Origin of the sequence: Amycolatopsis sp. NBC_00348 (assembly GCF_036114655.1) — a bacterium.
Taxonomy (GTDB): Bacteria; Actinomycetota; Actinomycetes; order Mycobacteriales; family Pseudonocardiaceae; genus Amycolatopsis.
The window spans coordinates 412550-435206 of record NZ_CP107994.1 but is presented as its reverse complement, the minus strand read 5'-3'; the positions used below and the strand labels follow the sequence as shown (position 1 = coordinate 435206).

25 protein-coding genes are annotated in these 22657 nt (G+C 73.0%); 10 read left to right on the top strand and 15 right to left on the bottom strand.

The annotated features are described in order from the left end of the window. Window positions 1-14: 14 nt before the first annotated feature. Window positions 15-2747, bottom strand: coding sequence for a ricin-type beta-trefoil lectin domain protein (locus OHS58_RS02005; RefSeq protein WP_328646947.1), 2733 nt, complete (start codon window positions 2745-2747; stop codon window positions 15-17). 139 nt (window positions 2748-2886) lie between these two features. On the opposite strand from OHS58_RS02005, the gene OHS58_RS02000 reads away from it, so the two are divergent. Continuing rightward, window positions 2887-3288, top strand: a complete 402-nt coding sequence (locus OHS58_RS02000) for a hypothetical protein (RefSeq protein WP_328646946.1) — start codon at window positions 2887-2889, stop codon at window positions 3286-3288. A gap of 1 nt (window position 3289) precedes the next feature. Here the strand turns inward: OHS58_RS02000 and OHS58_RS01995 are convergent, their stop codons facing one another. Next, window positions 3290-4612 carry an alginate lyase family protein gene (locus OHS58_RS01995; protein ID WP_328646945.1) on the bottom strand — a complete coding sequence of 441 codons (1323 nt, stop codon included), beginning with the start codon at window positions 4610-4612 and terminating at the stop codon, window positions 3290-3292. A 133-nt stretch (window positions 4613-4745) separates the two neighbouring features. On the opposite strand from OHS58_RS01995, the gene OHS58_RS01990 reads away from it, so the two are divergent. Next, window positions 4746-5609, top strand: a complete 864-nt coding sequence (locus OHS58_RS01990; protein ID WP_328646944.1) for a helix-turn-helix domain-containing protein — start codon at window positions 4746-4748, stop codon at window positions 5607-5609. A gap of 74 nt (window positions 5610-5683) precedes the next feature. After that, window positions 5684-6601: a hypothetical protein gene (locus OHS58_RS01985; protein ID WP_328646943.1), complete on the top strand. Its 918-nt coding sequence runs from the start codon at window positions 5684-5686 to the stop codon at window positions 6599-6601. 42 nt (window positions 6602-6643) lie between these two features. Here the strand turns inward: OHS58_RS01985 and OHS58_RS01980 are convergent, their stop codons facing one another. Beyond that, window positions 6644-7462: a LysR family transcriptional regulator gene (locus tag OHS58_RS01980; RefSeq protein ID WP_328646942.1), complete on the bottom strand. Its 819-nt coding sequence runs from the start codon at window positions 7460-7462 to the stop codon at window positions 6644-6646. A 98-nt stretch (window positions 7463-7560) separates the two neighbouring features. On the opposite strand from OHS58_RS01980, the gene OHS58_RS01975 reads away from it, so the two are divergent. From OHS58_RS01975 to OHS58_RS01960, 4 genes are all read left to right on the top strand, one after another. After that, window positions 7561-8010, top strand: a complete 450-nt coding sequence (locus tag OHS58_RS01975; protein ID WP_328646941.1) for a nuclear transport factor 2 family protein — start codon at window positions 7561-7563, stop codon at window positions 8008-8010. Continuing rightward, window positions 8007-8915 carry an NADP-dependent oxidoreductase gene (locus OHS58_RS01970; protein ID WP_328646940.1) on the top strand — a complete coding sequence of 303 codons (909 nt, stop codon included), beginning with the start codon at window positions 8007-8009 and terminating at the stop codon, window positions 8913-8915. Before OHS58_RS01975 ends, OHS58_RS01970 begins: the two co-directional genes overlap by 4 nt. 94 nt (window positions 8916-9009) lie before the next feature. Continuing rightward, window positions 9010-9471 carry a peptidase inhibitor family I36 protein gene (locus OHS58_RS01965; protein WP_326959635.1) on the top strand — a complete coding sequence of 154 codons (462 nt, stop codon included), beginning with the start codon at window positions 9010-9012 and terminating at the stop codon, window positions 9469-9471. Between the two features lie 61 nt (window positions 9472-9532). Next, window positions 9533-10405 (top strand): hypothetical protein, encoded by an 873-nt coding sequence (locus OHS58_RS01960; protein WP_328646939.1) that lies wholly within the window; start codon window positions 9533-9535, stop codon window positions 10403-10405. Between the two features lie 222 nt (window positions 10406-10627). On the opposite strand, the gene OHS58_RS01955 is transcribed toward OHS58_RS01960, so the two are convergent. Then, window positions 10628-11038 (bottom strand): DUF6069 family protein, encoded by a 411-nt coding sequence (locus OHS58_RS01955; RefSeq protein WP_328646938.1) that lies wholly within the window; start codon window positions 11036-11038, stop codon window positions 10628-10630. Between the two features lie 62 nt (window positions 11039-11100). On the opposite strand from OHS58_RS01955, the gene OHS58_RS01950 reads away from it, so the two are divergent. Further along, window positions 11101-11583, top strand: coding sequence for a MarR family winged helix-turn-helix transcriptional regulator (locus OHS58_RS01950; protein WP_326959629.1), 483 nt, complete (start codon window positions 11101-11103; stop codon window positions 11581-11583). Here OHS58_RS01950 and OHS58_RS01945 read toward each other — a convergent pair. After that, entirely contained in the window at window positions 11544-12029 is a 486-nt protein-coding gene (locus tag OHS58_RS01945; RefSeq protein WP_326959627.1) for a GNAT family N-acetyltransferase, read from the bottom strand. The genes OHS58_RS01950 and OHS58_RS01945 overlap by 40 nt on opposite strands. Further along, entirely contained in the window at window positions 12029-12790 is a 762-nt protein-coding gene (locus tag OHS58_RS01940) for an HpcH/HpaI aldolase/citrate lyase family protein (RefSeq protein WP_328646937.1), read from the bottom strand. Before OHS58_RS01940 ends, OHS58_RS01945 begins: the two co-directional genes overlap by 1 nt. Before the next feature lie 95 nt (window positions 12791-12885). On the opposite strand from OHS58_RS01940, the gene OHS58_RS01935 reads away from it, so the two are divergent. Then, the gene (locus tag OHS58_RS01935; protein WP_328646936.1) at window positions 12886-13650 is read left to right on the top strand and encodes a thioesterase II family protein; all 765 of its coding nucleotides are present in this window, start codon (window positions 12886-12888) and stop codon (window positions 13648-13650) included. Here OHS58_RS01935 and OHS58_RS01930 read toward each other — a convergent pair. Further along, complete coding sequence (locus OHS58_RS01930) at window positions 13643-14671, bottom strand: LacI family DNA-binding transcriptional regulator (protein ID WP_328646935.1); 1029 nt, start codon at window positions 14669-14671, stop codon at window positions 13643-13645. The genes OHS58_RS01935 and OHS58_RS01930 overlap by 8 nt on opposite strands. A 210-nt stretch (window positions 14672-14881) precedes the next feature. Between OHS58_RS01930 and OHS58_RS01925 the strand changes: the two genes are divergently transcribed. Then, a complete protein-coding gene (locus OHS58_RS01925) occupies window positions 14882-15862 on the top strand; it encodes a hypothetical protein (RefSeq protein ID WP_328646934.1) in 981 nt (326 codons plus the stop codon). A gap of 55 nt (window positions 15863-15917) precedes the next feature. Here OHS58_RS01925 and OHS58_RS01920 read toward each other — a convergent pair whose 3' ends face one another. The 8 genes from OHS58_RS01920 to OHS58_RS01885 all read right to left on the bottom strand — a co-directional run bounded on the left by OHS58_RS01920 (window position 15918) and on the right by OHS58_RS01885 (window position 21801). Next, complete coding sequence (locus OHS58_RS01920; RefSeq protein WP_328646933.1) at window positions 15918-17312, bottom strand: hypothetical protein; 1395 nt, start codon at window positions 17310-17312, stop codon at window positions 15918-15920. Further along, a complete protein-coding gene (locus tag OHS58_RS01915; protein ID WP_326943170.1) occupies window positions 17309-17644 on the bottom strand; it encodes a hypothetical protein in 336 nt (111 codons plus the stop codon). Before OHS58_RS01915 ends, OHS58_RS01920 begins: the two co-directional genes overlap by 4 nt. Window positions 17645-17659: 15 nt before the next feature. Beyond that, window positions 17660-18217 carry a YbaB/EbfC family nucleoid-associated protein gene (locus tag OHS58_RS01910; protein WP_328646932.1) on the bottom strand — a complete coding sequence of 186 codons (558 nt, stop codon included), beginning with the start codon at window positions 18215-18217 and terminating at the stop codon, window positions 17660-17662. A 109-nt stretch (window positions 18218-18326) separates the two neighbouring features. Beyond that, window positions 18327-18755: a S26 family signal peptidase gene (locus OHS58_RS01905; protein WP_328646931.1), complete on the bottom strand. Its 429-nt coding sequence runs from the start codon at window positions 18753-18755 to the stop codon at window positions 18327-18329. Next, entirely contained in the window at window positions 18752-20563 is a 1812-nt protein-coding gene (locus tag OHS58_RS01900) for an ABC transporter ATP-binding protein (RefSeq protein WP_328646930.1), read from the bottom strand. The genes OHS58_RS01905 and OHS58_RS01900 overlap by 4 nt, the downstream gene beginning before the upstream one ends. Further along, window positions 20560-21063 carry a TlpA disulfide reductase family protein gene (locus tag OHS58_RS01895; protein WP_326943174.1) on the bottom strand — a complete coding sequence of 168 codons (504 nt, stop codon included), beginning with the start codon at window positions 21061-21063 and terminating at the stop codon, window positions 20560-20562. Before OHS58_RS01895 ends, OHS58_RS01900 begins: the two co-directional genes overlap by 4 nt. Next, window positions 21063-21569, bottom strand: coding sequence for a MauE/DoxX family redox-associated membrane protein (locus OHS58_RS01890; RefSeq protein ID WP_326959611.1), 507 nt, complete (start codon window positions 21567-21569; stop codon window positions 21063-21065). The genes OHS58_RS01895 and OHS58_RS01890 overlap by 1 nt, the downstream gene beginning before the upstream one ends. 64 nt (window positions 21570-21633) lie before the next feature. Further along, complete coding sequence (locus OHS58_RS01885) at window positions 21634-21801, bottom strand: hypothetical protein (RefSeq protein WP_247054947.1); 168 nt, start codon at window positions 21799-21801, stop codon at window positions 21634-21636. Between the last annotated feature and the right edge of the window lie 856 nt (window positions 21802-22657).

Genomic DNA, 22657 nt, shown 5'->3' with positions numbered 1-22657 from the left:
ACTTTCGGCAAGACTCAGCTACGGGACCACCGCTGGCTGCCGGCGCCCGAGCAGGCCGTGATGACGAGCGGGCTGCTCGCGCTCGTCGCGCCGCCCGCGACGTCCAGGCACTTCCCCGAGCCGGTACCGACCACGGTGCCGTCGGAGCGGACCCGCCACTGCTGGCCGGGAACACCCGTGCAGTCCCAGATCTGCACCGGCGTGCCGTCCGCGGTCGCGCCGCCGACGACGTCCAGGCACTTCGTGTCGAAGACGGTCAGCCGGCCGGTGCTGGTGGACGTCCAGGCCTGGTTGCCGCCGCCGTTGCAGTCCCACAGCGCCGGGCGGGTGCCGTTGGTCTGGTTCGCGGCGGGGACGTCGGCGCAGCGGCCCGACGCCTGCCCCTTGAGGACGCCGGTGCTCGCGCCGCGGTCCCAGCGCTGGTTGAGCCCGCCGTTGCACGCCCAGGTCGTGAGCGCGGTGCCCGGTGACGTCCCGTGCGCGACGGCGTCCAGGCAGGTGCCGGAGCCGGTGTTGACGACGCTGCCGTCGGGGTCGAGCCGCCAGCTCTGGGCCGGGGTGCCCGCGCAGTCCTGGATCCGGACGGCGGTGCTGTCGGCCGCGTCGAGGCACTTGCCGCCGTAGACGGTCAGCTGCCCGGACGGGGTCGCCGTCCACTGCTGGTTCGCGCCGCCGTTGCAGTCCCACAGCGTGATCGCGGTGCCGTTGGCCTGGCTCAGCGCCGGGACGTCGGCGCAGAGCCCGGACTCCCGTCCTTTGAGGACACCGCCGAGGTTCCCGGGCGGGGCCGCGACGACGGACAGGTTGTCGAACATCGTGGTCTGGTAGCCGACGACGCCGAGGCCGACCTGACCCGCGGTGAACGACGTGTCGGTGACGGCGCCGAGCGGGGCGCCGTCGAGGGTCGCGGTGACGCTGTTGCCGGAGAAGCCCAGCCCGAGCCGGTGCCAGCTGTTCAGCCCCGGCGCGGTGGCCGTGCCGGACGCCAGCGTCGTCAGGACGCCGCCGCTGCTGTTCTTCGCGATCGCCCACCGGCCCCGGTCGTCCAGGCGCAGCTGGTAGGCGGCCTGCCGGCTCTGCGGCCGCGTCTGGGTGTTGGCCCGGCCGAGCAGCGTGACGGTGCCGGCCTGCTGCAGGTCGACGTCGACGCTGACGGTGTAGTCCCGCCAGGCCGGGTCGCCGAGGAGACCGTAGGCGTCGCTGTCGTCCTGCCACTCGATCGGCTTCACCGGCGCGACCTGCTGCAGGCACTGGCCGCTCCGGCCCGCCGCGCACGGGCGCGCTTCGTAGGAGCCCTGCATGTCGGCGAAGTACTTCGCCTCGGTGCGGCTCGGGTAGCCGTCGAAGTTGTCCGAGTACGGCAGCGCCAGCGCGTGCTCGGCCGGGCCGGCCGCGGTGCCCTTGCCCTGGCCGGACGTCGTGGTCACGGAGTAGATCCGGCCGGGCTGCAACGTCAGCGCGTACGCCCCGCCCTGCGGCGTGACGTCGGCCTGCCGCACGAAGGAGTCCGTGCCGCCGAGGTCGGTCGACCACACGTGCACCGTCCCGGTGCCGAGCCCGCCGGAGACCTTGACGTTCACCGTCTGCGCGGCCGTGGCGCCGGTCGTCTCGTAGATCGTCGAGTAGTCCGTGCCGGTAGCGGACTTCAGGCTGACGTAGCTGCCGTTCGCGCGGTTGCCGCCGAGGTAGCCGCTCGCGCTGCCCGTGAGGAACTTCCAGCCGGGCTGGGTGACCTGCGTGACCTGCGCGGTGGCCCAGAGGCTCTTCCCGAGCTGGTAGGACCCCGACCACGGCGACCCGGCCACCGCCAGCCCGACCGTGCTGTAGGGCAGGTTCGGGGTGATCGCGGCGAGCAGCGGCCAGTTCATGAACCCCGTCAGCTGTCCATCGAGGTAGCCGCGGGTGATGCTGCGGATCAGCGGGACGGCGCCCGCGTTGTCGTCCTGCGAGCCGAACTCGCTGGCCCACAGGGGTTTCCCGGTCGCGACGGCGTTGGCCGACGACCCGCACGACGTCGCGTCGGACAGGTAGCCGCACGGGTAGTGCGAGCCGACGACGCCGACCGCGCGGCCGAACGCCGGATCGGCCAGCATGTCGTCGGCGGTGTTCCAGCCGGTGTCGTCGCCGACGATCTGCACCGCGCCGTAGCCGTGGGAATCCAGGGCCGAGCGCAGGTTCTTGTACCAGGTCGTGTCGTGCCCGCGCTCGTTCCAGCCGCCGAGGTAGCCGATCGTCAGGCCGTGCTGCTTCGCGCAGCCGAGCCACGAGAGGTCGTAGTCGATCATGTCCTGCGACCAGAAGTTCCCGCCGCCGATCCAGCCCGGCGCGGCCCACGGCAGCGCGACCAGCTTGATCCCGGGGTTGCGCGCGACGGCCTGCTCCCCCAGCCAGAACTCGTAGCCGACGTCGCAGTTCACCTCGCCGCGCACGTGCTCGTGGCTGGGTTCGGCGCCGTCGGTGGAGTTCGCGTCGCCACCGATCTCCAGCTTCAGCAGCTGCACCGCGGCGCCGTAGCCGGGCTTGAAGAGGTAGTCGAGGATCTGCGCGCGCTGAGCGGGCGGGTAGTCGACGAGCAGCCGCGAGTTCCCGCCGCCACCGCTGATCGCCCCGACGCCGTCGAAGGTTCTCCCCGCCGCGGCGCCGTTGACCGCGACATCGGTCGTCACCGCCGACGCCGCCGTCGCCGGGACGACCAGCGCGGTGAGGACCAGGAACGGGACCACGAGCAACCGGGCGAGGCGGGCCATGTGTGCTCCTCCAGCCGAAGCCGGGCACCCCGCGACGGGGCGCCGCACCTCAGGGAAGCGGCTCACAGCAAGGAAAGTCAACGGACCGAAGTCGCGTGTGGCGAGATCCGTCCGATTCCTGTCCGGTTACCCTGGGCCCGTGACGCGCTTCGGCATCGACGCCCTGACCGCGCTGCGCCTGGCCGAAGACCAGGTCGTGGTGGCCCCCGAGCACAAGCTCGTCGCCCCGAGCGTGCTGCGGTCGCACGCGATGGCGAACCTCTACGAGAGCGTCCGCCGGGGCGAGCGGACGGACCGCGAAGGCCTGGTCCTGCTGGAGCGCCTGGCCGGCCTGAAGATCCGGCTGCTCGGCGACCGCGTCTCGCGCTCGACGGCGTGGCAGATCGCCGCTCGGCTGGACTGGCCCGATATCGGGATGGCCGAGTACCTGGCCGTCGCGAAGCTGCAGGCCGACCGGTTCGTCACCCTCGACCCGGCGCTCGCCGCGGTGGCGGCGGAGTTCGTCCCCACCGCGGCGATCACCGAGCTGCTTTCCCGGTGACTCAGCCGGTCGTCGAGATGTCGTCGAGCTGCTCGGCCGCGGGCCGGACCGGGTAGAGGTCACCGCCCGGCGGCGCCGGGACCTTCGGGAGCGCGGCCCGGGCCAGGCGGTCACCGGCGTCCGCGGCGGCGTGGACGCTGTCCAGGGCCGCGTACTGGGTGAAGTTCAGGTCCGGGTAGTGCCACTGCGCGGCGCCGCCGGTGGCCGCCGGGAGCAGGAAGTCGACGGCCTTGGTGATGCTGCCGCCCTGCGGGTTCCGGTAGCCCCACAGGTCGACGCCGGCGTGGCTGCCGATCTGCGCGAGCCGGGTCAGCGCGACCAGGTTGAACGTCGAGTAGTGGAACGTGCGGGTGCGCGCGATCTCCTCCGGCTGGCTGCCGTCCGCGGCGATCTGGTGGTCGATCCGGCCCGCCTTGGCCTTCTCGAGGATGTCCTTGGTGACGCCGCTCTGCCCGGTGTAGAGCGCGATCCCGGCCGTGAGCACGTCCATGAACGTGCCGTGGTTGTTCTGGGCCGCGGCCTCGTCCTGGCCGTACTGGCTGGTCCGCAGCCAGGTCAGGAACTCGCTCGACCAGCCCTTGAACGCGCCTTCGTCGGCCTTCGACCAGCCCGGCGCGCCGGTGCTGAGGATCGCGGCGGCGTCGAGCACCTGGGTGAAGGTGTAGGAGAACTCGATGATGCCGATCCCGCGCCCGTCGTTCTTGCACGGGATGCCCTGCGCGAAGTTCAGGTTCGGGTTCATCTTCGTGGCGGCGTCGAGGAACCAGGTGCGCAGGTCGAGCGCCGCGCGGCGCGCGTAGTCGGCCTTGCCGGTGTAGTACCAGGCCAGCGAGAGCTGGTAGATCGAGCTGAACGCCTTGAGCCGCTCGGCCTTGTCGGGCACGGCCGTCGTCTCGGGGTTGAGGACGCCGTCACGCTGCACGTACGGGCAGCCGAGCGGGTTCGCCGCGGTCTTCGGCTGGCTGGGCCACCAGTACGGGGCGAGGCTCAGGTAGTCGTGCTTGTCACCGCTGGGTGGTACCCGCTCCTTGTCGGCGACGGTCCACGGCCCGGCCGTGACCGCGACGTCGGCCTGCTTGACGAGGTTCCCGAGCGACGTCTTGACGGTCCGGTCCCCGAGCAGCAGGGCGAGCTTGTTCAGCAGGAGGCGGTTCCCGTCGAGGACGACGGTCTCGGGCGGGCAGAGCCGTTCGATCCCGGGTAGCGAGCACACCCCGGCGGTCGTGGCCGGCGCGGCCGCGGCGATCCCGGACAGCGACCCGCCGAGGGTCGCCGTCACCACGGCCAGGACACCGAGACGGCGAAGGTTTCTGAGTGGCGACACTGCGACTCCGTTCACGTACATGAACTAGTGACATACATGTGACGCTTGATTGGATACCTGAACGCCGGGCGATGCACAAGGGTCCCCGTGCCAGGGTGTGGCTCGGGTTCGCCGGAAGCTCGACACTGGAGCCATGGACGGACGACGGCAGCTCGGTGAGTTCCTGCAGACCCGGCGCGCCCGGCTGCGGCCCGAGGACGTCGGGCTGGCCGGGTACGGGGACCGGCGGCGGGTGCCGGGCCTGCGCCGGGAGGAGCTCGCGCTGCTGGCCGGCGTGAGCGCGTCGTACTACGCGCGGCTCGAGCAGGGCGCCTCGCTCAACGCCTCCGCCGAGGTGCTGGACGCGATCGCCGGGGCGCTCGGGCTGGACGACGCCGAGCGCCGGCACCTGCACAACCTGGCCGGCCCCCGCCGCCGGCCCGGGAGCCGCCGGCCGGCGCCCGAGCGGCTCACCGCCGCGACGCGCCAGCTGGTGGCCGCGCTCGCGGACGTGCCGGTCGTCGTGCTCGGCCGGCGCGGCGACGTCCTCGCCTGGACCCGGACCGGGCACGCGCTGCACGCCGGGCACCTCGGCCACGGCGACCCGGACCGGACGGGCGCCCGCCCCAACATGACGCGGCTGGTGTTCACCGACGCGCACACCCGCGAGCTGTACCCCGGCTGGGCGGCGAAGGCCCGCGACGTCGTCGGCAACCTGCGGCTGGCGGCCGGGCAGCACCCGGACGACCCGCTGCTGGCGTCGCTGATCGGCGAGCTCTCCATGAAGAGCCCGGAGTTCGCCGCGCTGTGGTCGGACCACCGCGTCCGCGCCTGCGACGTCGGCGTCTACGAGATGCACCACGCGATCGTGGGCGCCATGACGGTCACCCAGCAGACCCTGCACACCGAGCAGGGGCAACGGGTCGTGGTCGCGACGGCGGAACCGGATTCGGCGTCCGCGCACGCGTTGCAGCTGCTCGCCCGGGACGTCACGGCCCGGGAACCCGCCCGGCACTGAGTTCGCTTTTTCCCCGCACCGCACGGTTTTCACCCACCGCGCGTTCCTCGAACGCGCCGGAAAACGAAGGAACCATGAAGAAAACGCTCGTGACCCTCACCCTGCTGGCGACCCTCGCCACCGCCACTCCGGCCTTCGCCGCGTCGCGGAACGTCGTGCACTTCGACCTGGCCGCCGGGCAGCAGCCGGAGAACGTCGCCCTGGAACCCGACGGTGCCGCCGACGTCACCTTCGCCGGCGGGCGGCAGGTCGCCCGCGTCGACCGGGCGGGCCGGACCCGGATCCTGGCGACGCTGCCCGCGCCCGCGACCGGCGGCGGCGCCCCCGCACTGGGTTTCCCGCTGACGACCGGCCTGGTCCGGACGCCCGACGGGACCCTGTACGTCCTGTACGCGACCGGCACCGACGACCTGACCGGCCTGTGGCGGCTGCGCCCGGGCGGCACCCCGCAGCGGATCGCGGCCCTGCCCGGGAACGGGCTGCCCAACGGCCTGGCGTTCGACGGGCACCGCTTCTTCGTCACCGACTCGGTGCTCGGTACCGTGTGGACGGTGCCTTTCGCCGGTGGAGTGGCAAAATCCTGGTCTGCCGCGGCCGAACTGGCCCCGAACGGCTTTCTCGGCGCGAACGGCGCCAAGCTCCACGACGGCGCCCTCTGGGTGACCAACCTCGACCGCGGCACGGTGCTGCGCATCCCGATCCGGCCGGACGGCCGGGCGGGCACGCCGCGGATCACGGCCACCGGTCTCGCGGGCATCGACGACTTCACGTTCACCGGCCGCGGCGACGAGATCCTCGCCGCGCTCGACAGCCCGAACAAGGTCGTCCGGATCGGCGCGGACGGAACCGCGTCGACGGTGCTGGACGCGGCCGACGGACTGCAGAACCCGACGTCGATCGCGGTGCGGGACAACGAGGTCTACGTGCTGAGCGCGGCTTATCTCACGCAGACGGACCCGAACCTGCTGCGAACCGCGCTGCCGCGCTGCTGAGTTTCCTTTGCCGCGCCCCCGGTTCCCGGGGGCGCGGCCCGGCTACGCGATCGCCGCCATGGCGAGCCGGCGGGCCGCGACGTCCTTCGCCGTGCGCTCGAACGCCTTCGCCTCGGCGCTGACGTTCCCCGCCAGGCGCGCCAGCACCACCCGCGTCGGCGGGCAGTCCGCCACCGGCACGCCGACCACGGTGTCTCCGGCCCGGCTCACGGCGCCGTGGCCCACGACCGCCAGCAGCTGACCGACGGCGACCCGGTCCACGATCTCGTCGAGCGGCAGCTGCGGGCACTCTTGTCGGAACGCGTCCTCACGGCGGAGGTCGGCGATCGAGACCGCCGTCCGGCCGGCGAACGGGTGCGACACCGGGACCAGGGCCACCGGCAGCTCTTCGGCGACGTCCGTCGTGACGAACCCGGCGAGGTCGTTGCTCGCGCGGAGCAGGGCGACGTCGGCGGCGCCGCCGCGGACCGCGCCGACCTGGTCGGTGGTGAACAGCAGCTCCACCGGGTACGCGCGGGCGAACGCCTCGACCAGCTCGGCCAGCACGCCGGCGGCGGTGCCCGAGCGCACGGCGACCGTCAGCGGCGACGAGCGTCCCGCCCGCCGGGCGCGCCGGGCCGCCCGGTCGACCGCCGCCAGCGCCGACCGGCTGTCGGCCAGGAAGACGCGGCCGGCGTCGGTGAGCGACACGCGGCGGCTCGTCCGGTCGAACAACCGCACGCCGAGACGCCGTTCCAGCCGGGCGATCGCCCGCGACAGCGGCGGGGCCGCGATCCCGAGCCGCTCGGCCGCGCGGCCGAAGTGCAGCTCTTCGGCGACCGTCACGAAGTAGGCGAGCTCGCGGGTCTCCAGTCGATCCATACCTCCAAGGTAATGATCGGCGGCCCGGACGGCATCGTTCCGCCGGTCACGTCGCGGTTGGCTGGAAGCACAGCCACCACCGACGAAAGGTCACCCCCGTGTCCGACGAACGCGCGGTCCAGGAAGTCCTGGCCCGCTACGTCCGCGCCACCGACCGGCGCGACGGCGCCGCCCAGGGCGCCCTGTTCACCGACGACGCCGTCGTCCGGATCTTCCAGAAGGCCGGCCCCGACCGGTACGAGCCGGTCGGCGAGCCGCTGACCGGCGGCGCCGGCGTCCGGTACGCCGTCGAGAACTTCATGGCCCCGCACCCCGAAGGCGGGTCCAGCCACCACGTGACCGCCGACCACCTGATCACCGTCGACGGCGACGCCGCCCACCTCAACGCCCAGTTCGTCGTGTTCGAGGTCCGGACCACGCCCGAACGCACGATCCAGGCCGTCGAGTCGGGGTACTACGACACCGACTTGCGGCGCCTCGACGGCGAGTGGAAGATCGTCCGGCACCACGCGCTGGGCGACCTGCCGATGCTGGTCGTGCAGCCGTGAAAGCCGTGGTCCACCACCGGTACGGCGGTCCCGAGGTGCTGGAGATCGCCGAGCTGCCCGAGCCCGTGGTCGACCTCGACGGCGTGCTCGTGCGGGTGCGAGCCGCCGCGCTCAACCCGGCCGACCTCGGCGTCCGATCCGGAGCGCTGGCCGGGTTCCGCGCGTCCTACTTCCCGGTCGTGCCCGGCTGGGACGTCGCCGGGGTGGTCGAGCGCGCGGGCCCCGCGGCGCCCGAGTTCGCGCCCGGCGACGAGGTGATCGGCTACGTCCGCGGCGAGGTCGGGCACCGCAACGGCGCCTACGCGGAGCTGGTCGCCGCCGACGTCCGGACGCTGGTCCGCAAGCCCGCCGCGGTGCCCTGGGTCGAGGCGGCGGGCCTGCCGCTGGCCGGGCTGACCGCGTTGCAGGCCGTCAACACGCTCGCCCCGAAGCCCGGCGAGACGCTGCTGGTCCACGCGGCCGCGGGCGGCGCCGGCTCGCTGGCCGCACAGCTCGCCGTCAGCCGCGGCGTCCGGGTGCTGGGCACGGCGTCCGAGCCGAACCACGGCTACCTGCGCTCCCTCGGCGTGGAGCCGATCCGCTACGGCGACGGTCTCGCCGGCCGCGTCCACGCCCTCGCCTCCGACGGCATCGACGCCGTCCTGGACACGGCCGGCCGCGGAACGCTGAGGGCGACTCCGGGCCTCGGCAAGCGGGTCGCGTCGATCGCCGAGTTCGACGTCCCGGGCGTGACGCCGGTGTTCGCCCGCCTCGTCCCCGCCGACCTGCGCACGGTCGCCGACCTGACGGAGGCGGGAAAGCTCAAGGTGCGGGTGGCGCGGACGTTCCCGCTCGAGGAGGCCGAGGCCGCCCAGCGTCTGCTGGCGGACGGACACGCACCGGGCCGGATCGTCCTGCTGCCCTGACGTTGCTCCACTCGGGTTCTCTCCGCGGTCCGGCCTCAACCTCGGTCCGGTTCGGGCGTGAAGGCGGTGCAAGACCACAAACGAGGGAGAACCCATGATGTCGAAGGTGCGGAAAATCGCGATCGGTGCCGTCCTGGCCGCGGCCGGGCTCATCGCGGCCCCGGCCGCCCAGGCGGCGACCGTGAGCCCGGCGGCGAGCGCCGCCTGCCCGAGCGCCTATTTCTGCTTCTACTTCAACAGCGGCAACGCCGGCGCTCACGGCGACTACTTCTATTCGGACGGCAACCTCGGCGACGAGCTGTTCAACAAGGTCGGCACCACCAGCAACGGCTTGGGCGTCCAGGTGAAGAACCACGCCGCGTCGGTGACCAACAACTGGTCCTACACGGCGACGGTCTACTACAACAGCGGCTGCAACGGCAGTGTCGCGTCGCAGTCGTTCGCCCCGTACTCGTCCGGAAACTTCAACGCCACCATGAAGAACCAGAACGCGAGCTTCAGGTGGCCGGGGAGTGCCGGAGCGTCCTCCGACTGTGCGAACCGCGATCAGTTCTAGCCGCACCGGCCGGGACCGCGCCACACCGGCGCGGTCCCGGTCGCGAACCGGAGGTCCAGCCGTGGCCACATTCAGCCGCGTCATAACCTTCGCCGCGGTGCTGGCGATCGTCGCCGGTTGCTCGGCGGCGCCCGCCGCGACGTCCGACTTCGGTGCGGGCGACCTCGCCGTCGCGCTCGGGAAGGTGCCCCGCGACCTGTCGACGGTGCACGGCCTCGACCTCCCGCTCGACCGGTCGCAGCTGACGCCGGTCGAGGAGCTGGAGGTCATCAAGGCGCGCAACACCTTGATGGAACGCTGTCTCGCCGCCCACGGGCTCTCGTTCACCTTCCCGCCCGTCGATCCCGTGCGGGATGCCGCCAAGCCGCGGCGGCACGGTCTCGTCGACGCGGCCGAAGCGGCGGCGTACGGCTACCGTGACCCGGCGGTCTTCGCCCCGCACGGCGCCGACCGGCCGCCACCGCCGCCGGACGTCGTCGCGATGATCACCGGCACGCGCGAAGGACGTGACGTCCCGCCCGGTGGGTGCGCGGGCGAGGCGGACAGAGCCCTGGCACCCGACGGGAAACCCGGCCAGGAACCGGTGGGTTTCGCTCTGAGCCAACGGAGTTACGAGATCACCCGGACCATCCCGCCGGTGACGGCGGCCGCGGCGGCGTGGTCGCGGTGCATGGCGGAGACCGGGTTCCGTTACGCCGACCCGCAAGCCGCGATCGAGGATCCCGCGTTCGGCGCGGGGCGGGCGTCGGCGCACGAGATCGCCGTCGCCGTCCGGGACGTGCGGTGCAAGGAGCGCACCGGCTGGGTCCGGACGTGGGTCGCCCTCGAGCGCGCCGTGCAGGAGGGGCTCGTTCCGCACCACGCCGCCGACCTGGCCCGCGAGCAGCGGCACAAGGACCGGCAGCTGGCGGTGGCCCGCGGGATCGCCGGGTGACGGCGGGCCGGGGACCGGTCCCCGGACCGGTCGGCTACAACGGGGTGCACCGGTGCGCTCGCGGGTGGGGTTCCGACGGCGTGGGGGTCCGCCGGAGCCACGCCGCGGGGGGGGCACCCTGACCGGCGTGTCCCACCCTGTACCCCAGCGGGGCGGGACCGCCCGGCGCGGGACCGCCTGCCCTTCACCCGGCAGGCGGTCCCAGCGCGGACTCGGGCGGGCTCAGCCGCGCGGCGCGCCGCCCGCTTCCCGGAGCCGGCGCAGGCCCACGGTGACGACCGCCGTGGCGACGACCAGGTGCATGAGCATCAGCCCGACGACGTTGGCGGCCGTCGCGCCCGCGGTCAGCAGCAGGACGTCCGGGATCCAGGTCAGCACAAGCGCGCCCGGCACGATGACGCGCAGGGCCCGCGGGAACCGCTGGGCGAGGAAGGTCCAGCCCACGACGCCGAGCACGAACCCGACGATCGTCGCGGGCAGGTAGGCGGCCGGGGCGAGGCCCATGCCGATGCCGCCGTCGTCGAGGGCGGACGCCGTGAGCCCGATGGCCGTGTTGAGCGCCGCGGCGGCCAGCGCGGCGAGGCCGTACCGGAGAGCGACGGCCGAGGTCGGGGTGGCTGCGGTGGTGGTCATCGCTTCTCCTTGGGTTGCGTGTGCAACCCAAGGTAGGTTGGGTTGCGTGTTAAAGTCAAGCGGTGACCGAGGACGCGGTGGAGCCGCTCGACGAAGTCCAGCACCGCGCGTGGATCAACCTGGTGAAGGTGCTGCTGACGCTGCCGGGGGTGCTGGAGAGCCAGCTCCTGCGCGACGCCGATCTCACGCTGCTGGGCTACATGATCCTGGCCCGCTTGGAGGCCTGCCCCGGTCAGACGCTGCGGATGAGCGAGGTCGCGCAGATGGCCAACGGGTCGCTGCCGCGGATCTCGCACGCGGTCGCGCGGCTCGAGGACCGGGGCTGGGTGACGCGGACGGTGTGCACCGGTCAGGGCCGGCGCTTCACCGTCGCGAGCCTGACCGACGCGGGCCGCGCGCACCTGGGCGCGTCGGCCGCCGGGCACGTCGCCATGATCCGCCGGCTGGTCGTCGAGCCGCTGGGCGCGGACTTCGTGGGGGTGGGCGAGGCCGTCGAGCGGATCGTTCAGGTGCTCGGGCTGCCCACCACGTCACTGAAACCGTGATGGCGCATGGCGATCTTGTGCGGCCGCGGCCGGCCGGTCTCGCGGAAGCCGAGCCGCTCGTAGAACGCCCGGGCGCGCGGGTTGACGTCGAGGACCTCGAGCACCACGCCCCGGCCGCGCGACGCCGCTTCGGCGACCAGGGCCGCCACGACGTGCGCGCCGACGCCGCGGCCCTGGTGGTGCGGCTCGAGCTCGATCCGGCCGAGGACGACGTCGGGCCCGGTGTCGTCGACGACCAGCACGCCGGCGTCCTGCCCGTCGACGGTGATGATCTGCGTGCGGGCCGCGTCGAAGGTCTTCTCGTGGTAGGCGCGCTGGACCGGTTCGTCCCAGCCCCAGATCGCCTCGACGTACTCGCCGAGCGCGCCGCGGTGCAGCTGGTAGCAGAACTCGTCGTCGCCCGAGCGCAGCTGGCGCAGCCCGGCCTGGCGCGTCTTCCCGCCCATCACCGCTCCCCGAGGATCCGGCGGGCCCGGGCCAGCACCGGCTTGTCGACCATCTTTCCGTCCACAGTAGACACCGACTCGCCCGCGGTGACGACCCGGCGGGCCCAGTCCACCTCGTCGTCGGTCGGGGCGAACCCGGCGCGGACCGGGGCGATCTGCTTCGGGTGCACGCAGAGCTTGCCCGCGAAGCCCATGCGCCGCGCGTAGCGGACGTCGGCGGCGAGCCGCGCTTCGTCGTGCAGGTCCGTGGTGACGCCGTCGACCGGCGGCGCGAGCCCGGCCGCCGCCGACGCCACGACCAGCCGCGAGCGCGCGTAGGCGAACGGCTCCGGGTCCTCGGGCGCGACGCCCAGCTCGGCGGCCAGGTCGACACTGCCGAACGCCAGCCGCGTCACCGATCCGACGGCGGCCAGCTCACCCGCGCGTTCGACGCCGAGCGCCGTCTCGACCAGGGCGACCACCTCGCCGAGCCCGGCGAGCACCTCGGGCGTCTCGGCCTTCGGCACCATGACCGGAACACCGCGCGCGGCCACCAGGGCGGCGTCGGCGTCGAACCAGGACGTGCCGGGGGCGTTGATCCGCACCATCGCCCGGCCGCCGCCGGCGAGCCAGGCGGACACCGCGGCGCGGGCGTCGGCCTTGTCCGCCGGGGCCACCGCGTCCTCGAGGTCGAGGACGACGACGTCGGCGCCGCTCGCGACGGCCTTGCCGAAGCGGTCGGGCCGGTCGCCGGGCACGAACAGGAACGTCGTCGCGGCCACCTTCGCCTCCCATCCGGCGAAACCGGCGGACCCGGCGGAACCGACGTGTTTGACTGGTCGTGACGACGATATCCCGACCGCGGAGGACGGACGACTTGCGCATCGACGACGGCGCCACGACCGGGTGGATCCGCCGGTTCCACGACGCGACCGGCAGCACCGCCCGCCTGGTGTGCTTCCCGTACGCGGGCGGGTCGGCGAGCTTCTTCCACCCGGTTTCCGCGCGCTTCTCCCCCGGCACCGACGTCGTGGCGCTGCAGTACCCGGGCCGCCAGGACCGGCGGCGCGAGGCGTGCGTCGAGGACATCGGCGAGCTGGCCGACCAGCTCGCCGAAGCGCTCGCCGCGCTGAGCGCCAAGCCGACGGTGTTCTTCGGGCACAGCATGGGCGCGGTGCTCGCGTTCGAGACCGCGTACCGGCTGGAGCGGGCCGGTGCGAACGCGCCGGCCACGGTGGTCGCGTCGGGCCGGCGGGCGCCCTCGACCCGGCGCGACGAGCGCGTCCACGAGCGCGACGACCAGGGCCTCATCGCCGAGCTGCGGCGGCTCGACGGCACGGACTCGGCGGTGTTCGGCCACGAGGAGCTGCTGCAGCTGGCGCTGCCCGCGATCCGCGGCGACTACACCGCGATCGAGACCTACCGCTGCGAGCCGGGCCGCCGGATCGCGGCCCCCATCGCCGTGCTGACCGGCGAGGACGACCCGAAGACGACGCGGCCCGAGGCCGAGGCCTGGCGCGAGCACACTTCGGGCACCTTCACGCTGCGCGTCTTCCCGGGCGGGCACTTCTTCCTCGCCGACCACCAGGCCGGCGTCGACGCGGAGCTCGCCGGGCACCTCGACGCGCTGCGCGTCAGCTGACCGGCACGATCGTCGCCCCGGCCACCGGCGGGCACGTCAGCAGCCGGTGCACCGACGGGTCGGCCGCGGCCGGGTCGAGCAGGGACGCCAGCAGCCGCACCGCCGCCCGGCCCATCTCGCGGCGCGGTACCTCGAAGCCGCTGATCCCGGGGCCCGGCGGGTCGCCGGGCGGGCGGCCGAGCACCGCCAGGGAGACGTCGCCGGGGACGGAAACCCCGGCCTCGCGCAGGGCGCGCCACGTCGCGTGGAACACCGCGCCGGTGTCGGTCTCTTCGACGACCAGCGCCGTCACGCCGTCTTCGAGCCAGGTGGTGACGTCCGCCGCGGTGAGGTCCGTGCCGTCGGTGCGGACGACCGTCAGCGCCGCGCCCGCGTCGGCCGCCGCGGTGCGGACGCCGCGCTCGCGGTCGTCCGACGACGGGGCCTCGTCCGGCTCGCGCAGGTAGCGCAGGCGCCGGTGGCCCGCGCCGACCAGCCGCGTCACCACCTCGGCCGAGGCCGACACGTAATCCGCGCCCACGTACGGGATCGTGCCGCCCAGCTCGGTCCGGCGTCCGATGTAGACGATCGGGAAGCCGCTCGCCATCAGGTCGCCGACCGCGGCCACCGGGACGTGCCGGCCGAGGAACAGGCAGCCGTCGGCGAGCCGGGTGCGGCGGATCCGCGTGTGGTCGGGCACCGCGCTCGACGCGGTGAACATGATCAGGTCCTGGCCGAGCTCGGCCGCTTCCGCCTCGACGCCGGCCAGGATCGGGTAGTACGAGTCGGCGACGTCGATCGGGAACGCCGGGGTGAAGGTGTAGACCCCGAGCAGGTTGTTGCGCGCCGACGCCAGCCGCGTCGCCACCGGGTCCGGCACGTACCCCAGCCGTTCGGCGGCTTCCAGCACCCGCAGCCGGGTGCGCTCGGACAGCCGGACGCCGGTGCGGTTCCCGCCGAGCACCACCGAGACCGTCGCCTGCGAAACCCCGGCGACGCGCGCGATGTCGGCCTGCCTCGGCGTCCGCCGCGCCCTGCTCATCGGTACCTCGCTCGGTTCGCCTCACCTCGGGTCAACTGACTCGGTTCAGTTGCCAGCGTGCGACGCGCGCGAAGGCCCGTCAACGGTTTTGCCCGAAACTCCAGCGAACCTGTCCCGACCGTACTAATACGTATTACTCCATTGACTTCGCCGTTCGGCGCGTGCCACCGTCGCCGGACGCGAACACTTCGAAGGCGAAGGAGCGGCACCATGTCCCTCACTCGACGCGGCCTGCTGGCCGGTGCCGCCGCACTCGGCGCGGGCGCCCTGCTGCCGGCGTCCGCCCTCGCGGCGCCGGCCGGTTTCCCCGACTACCGCTACCAGCGGCTCGCACTGGTGAAGAGCAAGCTGAAGTACAACCCGACCGGCGAGCTGATCTTCCCGTGCATCCGCGGCACCGCGGGCCGCATCCCGAACGCGCTCGCCGCGTACTACCTCTACTACGCCCCGCACGACGCGCCGGGCGGGATCTGCCTGGCCTACGCGAACACCCTCGACGAGGAGTTCACCGAGTACGCGGGCAACCCGATCATCAAGAACTCGTGGCCCGGCGAGTACTCGGTCAGCCACGTCTCCTCGCCGCACGCCCTGTGGAACGACGACGTCAACCGGCTCTACCTGTACTTCCACGGCGAGAACACCGTGACCCGCCTGGCCAGCTCGGCCGACGGCATCCACTTCACCTACGAGAAGGAGGTCCTGTCCACGCGGCTGCAGCCCGCCGGCACGACCGAGACGTCCTACGCGCGGGTGTTCCGCCAGGACGTGCCGTCGAAGAACGCCCGCTACGTCATGGTCTTCATGCTCAACAACACCACCAACCACCGCGACATCGGCTGGGGCTGGTCACCCGACGCGCTGAACTGGACGTTTTCGCAGACGCCGCTGGTGAAGCACACGGACGTCGGCGCCAACGACATCGGCGGCCCGCACCTGCTGAACCGCAACAACAGCACGTACGTCGTCTACAACACCGACATCGCCCACGGCGGCAACCTGATGATCACGGAGGTGGGCAACGACTTCTCGAAGCGCAACCACCTGGGCGTCTTCCACGACTCGCTGAGCGGATCCCCGGACAACGGCCGCAGCGCGGCGCCGAGTTTCGGCACTTATCAGGGGCACGAATACATGATCTACGAGGCCGGCGAGCGCCTGGCGGGCAACATCGCCATCGCCCGCGCCATCTGACCCGAACCGCCGAACGCCGTCCACCACGGATGCGGTGGACGGCGTTCCCAGGCACCTAGCTCGGCTGTTGTTCCTTCTTGTCTTCCTCCGCCCACGCGGCCTCCGCCTGCATCTGGATGTCGGTGAGGCCGCGGTCGACCTGGACGATGTCCTTGCCCGCCCAGCCCACGAAGTTCTTCGAGCTCTTGGCGTCCGACAGCGCCTTCAGCATCGGGTAGTAGTCCGGTGCCTTCTTCTTCAGCCAGTCGTCGACGAACTTCATCTTGCTGTAGCTGTCGCCGAACTTGGTCTTCAGCCAGTCCTCGTGCTTCTTGATCGTCGAGATGTCCTGGTCGCTCAGCTTCGACTTCGGCGACGGCGGCTTGGGCGCGGGCGGCGGGTCCGCGGGCTTCGGCAGCGGCCGTGAGAAGTTCGGCGTGGTGCCGTCGCCCGGGGGCCGGGTGCTGGGCGTGGCGCCGCCTCCCGGCGGGCCGTCGTGGGTGACCGCGGTGCCCGGTGGCGGCAGCGGCCGCGAGAAGTTGGGGGTCGTGCCGTCACCCGGCGGCCGGGTGCTCGGTGTGGCGCCGCCTCCGGGCGGGCCGTTGTGCGTGACCGCGGTGCCCGGCGGCGGGGGCAACGGGCGCGAGAAGTTCGGGACGCCACCACCCGGGCGCGGCGGCAGGTTGCTCAGCTCGTGGCCCGCACCGGACGAGCCCGGCTTCCCCTTGACCAGCTTCGACAGCCCGGTGAGCCGGGCCAGCGTGCGCCCGGCGTAGGCGACGACCTTGGCGAGCTTCGCCGTCATCGCCGCCACCTGGATCGAGACCTGCGCGACGACCTTGCCCACGCCGACGGCGATCGACGCGCCGAAGGTGGGGATGGCCAGCGCCAGCGCGATCAGCATCGTGGAGATGATGTCGCCGAGGATCGTCGTGATGATGTCGCGCAGCAGCGAACGGACCGCGCCGATCAGGGCCCCGGTCGTCTCGACCATGTAGCCGGCGACGTCGGATGCCTTGGCGTTGGCGTCGATCCAGCCCTTCCGGTCGTTGATCGACTTCAGGAAGCTGTCGTAGCCCTTGCCTTCCCACTGCGTGATCGTGGCCTTGAGGGTGTCGTCCAGCTCGGTGCCGGTGTTGCGCAGCGACTCGCCGATCTTGTGCAGCTCGTTGGCGATCTTCGTGACCTCCGCGGGGTTGCCCGCGACCTGGTCCAGCGGCCACTTCAGGAACGAGACGTGCTCGATCAGCCAGCCCAGGCCCGCCGCGATCAGCTTCGCCAGCGGGTCCATCACGAACGCGACGGTGTCGAGCGCGGCGCTGATGACGTTGATGCCCAGCTCGACGCTGACGGCCGCGAGGTCGCCGCCGTGTTCCGTCTGGACCTTGCCGATCGAGTCGCCCACCTGCTTCCAGCTGTCGAAGACGCCGGCCCCGGTGGTGGAGTTCGATGCCGTGATGGGAACGGTCACTTGCCCAGCTCCGTTTCGAAGGTGCGCAGCCCCTGCGCCGTGTTCGCGTCGTGGGTCGCGTACGTTTCGGCGGCCTTCTTCACGTCGTCGGCGGACTTCCCGATGTCACCGACGAGCTTGGAGATCTCGCCCGTGATGACGCCCATCGTGATCCGTGAGGGCACGGCCAGCACCTGCGCGAGCAGGATGCCGAACGCGGCGTTGTCGAACCCGTTGGCCGCCTGCATCCGGTTCGCGGCGTCCTGCACCGCCGGCTGCGTGGTGCCCGACAGGAACTGGCTGAACTTCTGCAGCTCGGCCGGGTCGACCGAGAAACCTGCTCCGGAAACCACTGGTTCTCCTCCGTACTACCAGGGATTGCTTTCGCCGTCGTCCTCTTCCGGCGTGGACCGGGGACGACGACGCGGCGGACCTTGCTGCGGCGGCTGCGGTGGCGGCGGAGGTGGCGGCGACGGGCGCTGCGGCGGCGGGACCGGCCTCTGCGGGCGGGCGCCGGCTTCCGGCGGCGCCGCGAAGCCGTTGTCCGGTTGCGCGCCTTCGTCCGGTTCGGGCGACGGCAGGAACTCCGTCAGCAGCTCGCGGGCGGCCGAGTTCTCGCCCACCATGCCGCTGAACGCGTCGGCGACCTCGGCCGAGACCTTTTGCTGCGCGCGGCCGATCAGCTGCATCACCAGGCCGGAAAGGGCTTGCGGGGGACGCTCGTACGCGCGCGGGCCGAACCGGAGGTCCTGCAGCACCCCGCTCGGGCCGACGGTCACCGAGACCGCGCCGTCCGGCGACTGCACGGAAGCGACCGCGGCCTGGAGACGTTCCTGAGCCGCCGCGGCTTTGGCCTGGAGTTCCTCGAGATCGGCGGTGAACGCGGCCAGCGGGTCGCCGCCGCCGGGGGGCACTGACTGGGTCAATTTGTCCTCGTCGCGAGAAAGTTCGTGAACGAGTGAAGTCAATCAGTGCTCATTTAACGTCAGGTGACACGGACAGAGCCGCCAGCTGAACGCGGGAAGTGCGGCTCACTCAAGAAAACACGTGCCGCACCACCACGCCGACCAGCCGGTCCCGCGGCACGAACCCGTAGTGCCGGGAGTCCCAGCTGGTCGGCCGGTTGTCGCCCAGGACGACGGTGCAGCCGGGCGGCACCACCGTGCCGCCGAGGCCGTGGACGTCCGGGTCGGCCCAGCCGGCCGGGACGCGGTCGCCCGCCACCGCCACCACGCGCTTGAGCAGCAGCTGCTCGCCCGCCGGCGCGCCGCTCGGCAACCGCGGGTAGCGCAGCAGGGCCACCCGGCCACGCCGCGGACGGCGGGTCCGGCGCACCAGGACCCGGTCGCCGGACGCCAGTTCCGGGGCCATGCTCGCACCGTCCACTGTGGTCAGGATCAGCAGCCGGCGGGCGGCGACGGCACCGCCCGCGGCCAGCAGCACGGCGAGGACCAGCGCTTTCACGGCACGGCCTGGTAACCGTCGGCCTGCAGGCGGAACAGGCGCGCGTACCCACGGCCGTCGGCGAGCAGGCTCTCGTGCGTGCCCAGCTCGCCGACCCGGCCGTCTTCGAGCACCGCGATGCGGTCGGCGTCGCGCACCGCGCTCAGCCGGTGCGAGATGAGCAGGCTCGTGCGGCCGTGCCGGTGCTCGCGGATGCGCGCGTGCACCTCGTGTTCGGCCTCCGGGTCGAGCCCGGAGCTCGGCTCGTCGAGGATCATCAGGTCCCGGCCCTCCCGCACGAGCGAGCGGGCCAGCGCCAGGCGCTGCCACTGCCCGCCGGAGAGCACCACCCCGGTGGACGCGTCCCCGGTATCGGTGCCGATCTCGAAGATCCGGGTGAGCGGCGTGTCGTACCCGCGGGGCAGCGCGGCGATCCGGTCGTGCGCCCCCGCCCGCGTCGCGGCGGCCACCAGCCGGGCCCGGTCGGTCATCGCGGCCGGCTCGCCGAGCCCGATGTTCTCGGCCGCGGTCATGTCGTAGTTCATGTGGTCCTGGAACACGGCACTGATCCGCTCGCGCAGCGACGCCGGCGGGATGTCGCGCAGGTCGACGCCGTCCCAGAGGATCCGCCCGCGCGTCGGGTCGTACATGCGGCACAACAGCTTCACGAGCGTGCTCTTGCCCGCGCCGTTGAGGCCGACGAGCGCGACCGCCGCGCCGTGCGGGAGGGTGAGGTCCACCCCGCGCAGCACCCACGGGTGGTCGTCGCTGTAGCGGAACCAGACGTCGCGCAGCTCGATCCCCTGCCGCAACGCGGGTGCCGGGCCACCGGAACCGCTCGGCAGATCGGGTTCCGCGCGGACCACGGCGACGTAGTGCGCGAACGACAGCAGCCGCGCCTGGCCGTTGGCGATCGCCGACGCGAGCGTGCCCAGCGCGGCCTGCACCCCGGCGACGGCGGCCACGAACATCGAGACGTCGCCGGCGCTGAGCGACCCGTCGCGCGCCGACGTGATCGCCCACCAGAGCCCCGCCCCGGCGACCGCCGCGCTCAGCGCCGTCAGGCCGCCCATGGTCCGCAGCTCCCGTTCGTCCATCCGGCGCTGGGCGGCGTTGGCGCTGCGGCGCTCGTCCATCAGCCGGGCGCGCAGGAACGCGCCGATGCCGAAGAGCCGGATCTCGGTCGCGGCGGGGATCCCGGTGAGCAGCTGGCTGTAGAAGAACTCGCGCCGGGCGAACCGCTCGACGCGCCATTCCACCGCGGCGCGGCGCCGGGCCAGCAGCAGCTCGGCGAGCAGCGCGGGGATCGCGGCGGCCAGCACGACCCCGGTCATCGCCGGGCTCAGGATGAACAGCGAGCCGAGGAACCCGGCCAGCGAAAGGGTTCCGCTGAGCGTGCCGCCGACACCGTCGACGATCTCCGGCATCCGGCCGCAGCTCTCCTGCGCCAGCCGCAACCGGTCCTGGTAGGCGGGGTTCTCGAAGGTGCGCAACCCGACCTGACGGCCCAGTGCGGCGAACAGCCCGTCGGTGGCGACGGTGCTCGCCGCGCGGCCGATCTGCGCCCGGACGTAGTGGACGACCACGGGCAGCGCGGCGACGGCGAGCCCGGCGCACGCCAGCGCCACGGCGAGGCCGCCGACGGCGCCGGTGCGCGAGACGAGCCGGTCGAGGACGAGCTTGGTCAGCCAGGCGGTGGCGATCGGCGCGGTGGCCGCGGCCGCCGTCATGACCAGCAGCCCGGCCAGCCGCGCCGGGCCGGACCGCCACAGCAGCACGGCGGCGGCCGCGGCCGCGTCGCGCAGCCGGCCCGGTTCGCGCACCGTCACCGCCCGGCGGGGACGGTCAGCTCGGGCACCCGGCCCGCGGTCGCGACCACCCGCCCGTCGGCCACGACGTACAGCGCGGGCGTCCAGGTGTTGCGGAACGCGGCGGCGACCGGGCCGCCGTCGAGGTCCGCCGGCACCACCCGGGCGACCTCGGCGAGCGCGCGCACGGTGTCCGCGTCGTCCCCGCCGACCACGGCCAGGACGCGGTCGCGGCCCTGCTCGCGGGCGTAGGCGAGGAAGTCCGGCAGGGTGTCGTGGCAGGCGGGGCAGTCGGCGGAGAAGAACGCCACCGTGCCGTCCAGCGTGGCGGTGGTGAGCGGCTCGCCGTCGGTCGTCGTGGCGGCGAACTCGCCGACGGCCGAACCGGGGCGCAGCGCGAAGAGCGGCCCGGATCCCGCCGCGGCCTGGGCCCGCATCCGGCGCAGGATCCCGACGGTCAGGAGCAGGTTCACCAGGCACAGCAGGCCGAGCAGCACCAGAGCGGCGACGACGAAGGGCATCAGGAACTCCTTGCGAACACGACGGCGATGTCGTCCATCGCGATGACGAGGACGGCCGCCACCCCGCCCGCCGCGACCGCGAGGGCGGCCCCGGCGACGGGTGGCAGGTGCTCCGGCGCGAAGGCGCCGAGGACGGCGAAGCAGAGCAGCACGGTGTTGCGCGCCAGGTGCCGCGGGCCGACCGGGGTGTCGGCCGTGCCGAAGCAGCGGCACGACGCGGGCCGCCCACGACGCAGCGCCGTGCCGATGGAGGCGGCGAAAGCCAGTAGCAGCAACGAAGCGAGGACGAAGCCGGCCGTCGCGGTGGCCGGCACGACCACGAGCACCGCGGCGCCAGCTTCGGCCCCCACGACGGCCACCGACACCGGCACCACGGCGTTCGCGGGCATCGGCACCAGCGCGGGCACCGACCGCGCGAACCCGCGGAAGTCCCGGAGCTTCGACACCGACGAGGCGGCGAACACCACGGCGATCAGCGTCGCGCAGGCCGCACGGAGGTAGTCCACGGCACTCCTTTCCCACGGGCGGTGCCCGCTTCCGCGGACACCGCCCGGTACGTTCGGGACCGGTTCAGCAGGTGCTGCGGATCTTGGACCATTCGCAGCCGGTCTGCGGGCAACAGAACCGGTACCAGTACCCGGGGTGGCCCGCGCTGTTGCAGAAGTAGCCGCCAGCGCAGGCGGAGGCCTGGGCAGTGGGCACGATCCGGTCGAGCACGCGGTCAACGAGGCGCCGCATGGTGTCTCCCTTCGACGGTGGGTGTCCGACGTGGCACGGAACCGCAGTCCGCGATCCCGCACCGGCCGCGAGCATCGCCGCCACAGACGACCAGAGCAGCAATCCCGGACGAACCCGGACGCCCCGCTTCACCGACCGCCCGGCGCGTTGCGTCCGGGGCTTCACCGCTTCCCCCACCTGCAGCACCCCACGGCCGCCTTGACCGCCACCGCACGCCGACCGCGCCCCCGACCGACCCCCGGCACGGACCGGGAAGCCTGCCCACCGACGGTCACCAACCACCACACCCACCGCAGCCGGACACGGGCACCGCCGACGCCCGACCCCGCGAGCAGCGGAGAAGGCCCGAAACCTCACCCACCGGCAGCCAACTCTGGCCCCCAAGCCGACCCATGGGTGCGAGAGCCGACCCTCCGGGTACGCGAACCGACCCTTCGGCCCCCGAGCCGACCCCCTGGGCACGCAAGCCGACCCTCCGGGTACGCGAACCGACCCCGCAGGCACGCGAACCGACCTTGCCCCGGCGCATGTCTCGCGCGAGTGGGAACGCATCTCGCGTGATTGCGCGCGCATTTCACGTGTCTGGCCGCGCATCTCACGTGATCGAGCGCGCATCTCACGTGCCTGGCCGCGCATCACGTGATTGCGCGCGCATCTCGCGTGTCTCGCTTGCCTGGCCGAGTGCCTCGCGTAATCGAGCGCGTGTCTCGCGTGACTGGGCGCGTGACTCTCGTGACTCGGCGCGTGACTCGCGTGATTGGGCGCGTGACTCGTGATTGGGGGCGTGACTCGCGTGATTGGGGGCGGATCTCGACCGTCCCTCACCTCGGTGACCTCCGCCGCGAACGGTCGGCCG

Coding starts and splice junctions, on each gene's coding strand:
- OHS58_RS01990 (WP_328646944.1), top strand. CDS start 4,746: ATGGACGGACGACGGCAGCTCGGTGAGTTCCTGCAGACCCGGCGCGCC.
- OHS58_RS02005 (WP_328646947.1), bottom strand. CDS start 2,747: ATGGCCCGCCTCGCCCGGTTGCTCGTGGTCCCGTTCCTGGTCCTCACC.
- OHS58_RS01945 (WP_326959627.1), bottom strand. CDS start 12,029: ATGGGCGGGAAGACGCGCCAGGCCGGGCTGCGCCAGCTGCGCTCGGGC.
- OHS58_RS01885 (WP_247054947.1), bottom strand. CDS start 21,801: ATGCGGCGCCTCGTTGACCGCGTGCTCGACCGGATCGTGCCCACTGCC.
- OHS58_RS01980 (WP_328646942.1), bottom strand. CDS start 7,462: ATGGATCGACTGGAGACCCGCGAGCTCGCCTACTTCGTGACGGTCGCC.
- OHS58_RS01965 (WP_326959635.1), top strand. CDS start 9,010: ATGATGTCGAAGGTGCGGAAAATCGCGATCGGTGCCGTCCTGGCCGCG.
- OHS58_RS01985 (WP_328646943.1), top strand. CDS start 5,684: ATGAAGAAAACGCTCGTGACCCTCACCCTGCTGGCGACCCTCGCCACC.
- OHS58_RS01955 (WP_328646938.1), bottom strand. CDS start 11,038: ATGACCACCACCGCAGCCACCCCGACCTCGGCCGTCGCTCTCCGGTAC.
- OHS58_RS01930 (WP_328646935.1), bottom strand. CDS start 14,671: ATGAGCAGGGCGCGGCGGACGCCGAGGCAGGCCGACATCGCGCGCGTC.
- OHS58_RS01925 (WP_328646934.1), top strand. CDS start 14,882: ATGTCCCTCACTCGACGCGGCCTGCTGGCCGGTGCCGCCGCACTCGGC.
- OHS58_RS01895 (WP_326943174.1), bottom strand. CDS start 21,063: ATGCCCTTCGTCGTCGCCGCTCTGGTGCTGCTCGGCCTGCTGTGCCTG.